4 protein-coding genes are annotated in these 2,181 nt (G+C 23.3%); all 4 read left to right on the top strand.

What is annotated here, in order from left to right; genetic code table 11:
- On the top strand, positions 1-91 hold a 91-nt coding region (locus HNP68_RS06615; protein WP_183221650.1), incomplete at its 5' end, for a DUF226 domain-containing protein.
- On the top strand, positions 67-822 hold the full coding sequence (locus HNP68_RS06610) for a ParA family protein (RefSeq protein ID WP_183221648.1): 756 nt from the start codon (positions 67-69) through the stop codon (positions 820-822). The genes HNP68_RS06615 and HNP68_RS06610, both read left to right, overlap by 25 nt.
- Before the next feature lie 199 nt (positions 823-1,021).
- Entirely contained in the window at positions 1,022-1,567 is a 546-nt protein-coding gene (locus HNP68_RS06605) for a chromosome replication/partitioning protein (RefSeq protein WP_183221646.1), read from the top strand.
- Between the two features lie 12 nt (positions 1,568-1,579).
- A partial coding sequence (bdr, locus tag HNP68_RS06600; protein ID WP_183221644.1) for a Bdr family repetitive protein occupies positions 1,580-2,181 on the top strand: 602 nt, incomplete at its 3' end.

Here is a 2,181-nt window from a genome sequence, read left to right as displayed (position 1 = left end):
AGATTTAGAAAAACAAGTATATGAATTTTATGAGAAAAAATATCCAGAACAAGGACCACTTACAAAATGGATAATAAAAAACCTAAAATAATAACAATTGCGTCAATTAAAGGCGGTGTTGGCAAAAGCATGTTGTCAATTATCTTTTCATATATTTTAAGTGAATCCAACAACAAAGTATTAGTTGTTGATTTAGATCCTCAAAATAGTTTGACAAGTTATTTTTTACGATATATTAGTAACATTGAAATAAATAATATTTATTATCTCTTAAAAAGAGATCAAACGGTGGATTTTAACGAATATATGAACCCAATAAATAAAAATATATATATTATTCCATCGCATCCAATTTTGTGTAAATTTGAAAAAGAAGATATTACTTATAAAGAGCTTATGTTAGAATTTATTTTTGATAACAATTTACATTGTTATAATTTTGATTATGTAATAATAGATACTCCACCTAGTTTAAGTTCTTTATTATTTAATGCTTTAAATATTACTCATAAAGTTATAATACCTATTCAAACGGAAAGATGGTCTGTAGAGGCGTTACCAATATTAATGAATGAAATAAAAGAAGTTGAAATGATAAGAAAAAAAAATATTGATACGGCAATAGTAGAAAACCAATTTATGAAAAATAGGAATACATATAAAGATATTGAAAGTATTTTGCAGCCAAAATACAAGAATCTTATTAAGGGAAGAATTCATTTTTATAATGCAATTAAAGTTTTTATAAACGAATTAAAGGAACCAGACAATAAAGAAATTTATTATCAAGAAATGAAAAAAATATTAAACGATTTATTATAAAAAGTATGCCAGCATACTTTTTATAAGGAAATAAAAACTAAGGCAGGAACTGCCTGAAGTAAAGCTTGTAGATCATGCTCTAGTGGATGGCGATTATTTAGAACTTAAAAAACTATCATGAGATGAAACAAGAAGCTATTTCTACAATCTTTGATTTAGAAATAGTAGTTCACAATAAACTAAAATTTAGGAGGCTTAAATGTCAAAATTAAAAGTAAAAAAAATATTATTAAATAATAGAACAGATAGCATTAAAGAATTTGAAAATGACGAACTTGAATATAAAAGCTATAAAGATCAACTTCGTAGAATTACTATTGATGATATTGATAATAAAATTAAAACAATGAAAATATTATATAAAATAAGGGAAAAAAAACTTTATTTGATAGATGGTTATAAAAAATTTGAAGACTTTTTGTCAGAATTTATAATATCCAGAAGTCAGGCTTTTTTATATCTTAAAATCTATAGAAAAGTATTAGATGGGAGTGTATCAATAAATGACATTAAAGAAAAAGGATTAAAGGGTGTATATAGAAACATATTAAACACAGAAATTAAAGAGGACAAATCAAGGCAAAACCTAATAAAACCATTAAGATTTCAACTTAAAAAGCAAGAAAGTTATAACTTTTATAAAAGTAATGCTAAATTTACAAGTTTTATGATGGATGAGATTTTTGAAAATCAAAAAGATTTGATTAATAAACTTTTAAAGAAGTATAAAGAATTAAAAATATAATAAGGGAATTTTATGAATAATTTGGCTTACAGAACATATAATATAGAAAGTATAAAAAATGAATTTTTAAACATGGGGTTTAGTGATGAGGCAATAGATTTTGTGTTTCTTCATAATGATAATTACAACTTTGAATATTTAAAAGAGAAAATAATTGCTGTAGAGAAGAATTTGCAAAAGGATATAGCTAACTTAGATACTAAAATTGATAATGTAGAGAAGAATTTACAAAAAGATATATCTAATTTAGATACTAAAATTGATAATGTAGAGAAGAATTTACAAAAAGATATATCTAATTTAAATACTAAAATAGATAGTGTAGAAAAGAGTTTAAATACTAAAATAGATAGTGTAGAAAAGAGTTTAAATACTAAAATAGATAGTGTAAAAAACGAACTTAATGCGAAAATAGATAGTTTAGATACTAAGATTGATAGTTTAGATACTAAGATTGATAGTTTAGATACTAAGATTGATAGTTTAGATACTAAGATTGATAGTATAGAAAAGACTTTACAAAAGGATATATCTAGTTTAAAAAATGAACTTAATGCAAGTAATAGAACAATACAAGTAATGCTAATAGCAGGAATAACACTTGCTCCAATTAT

Origin of the sequence: Borreliella yangtzensis, assembly GCF_014201775.1 — a bacterium.
GTDB classification, from domain to species: domain Bacteria; phylum Spirochaetota; class Spirochaetia; order Borreliales; family Borreliaceae; genus Borreliella; species Borreliella yangtzensis.
Note: the sequence above shows the minus strand (reverse complement) of the source record. Positions and strands in the feature narration are given on the sequence as shown.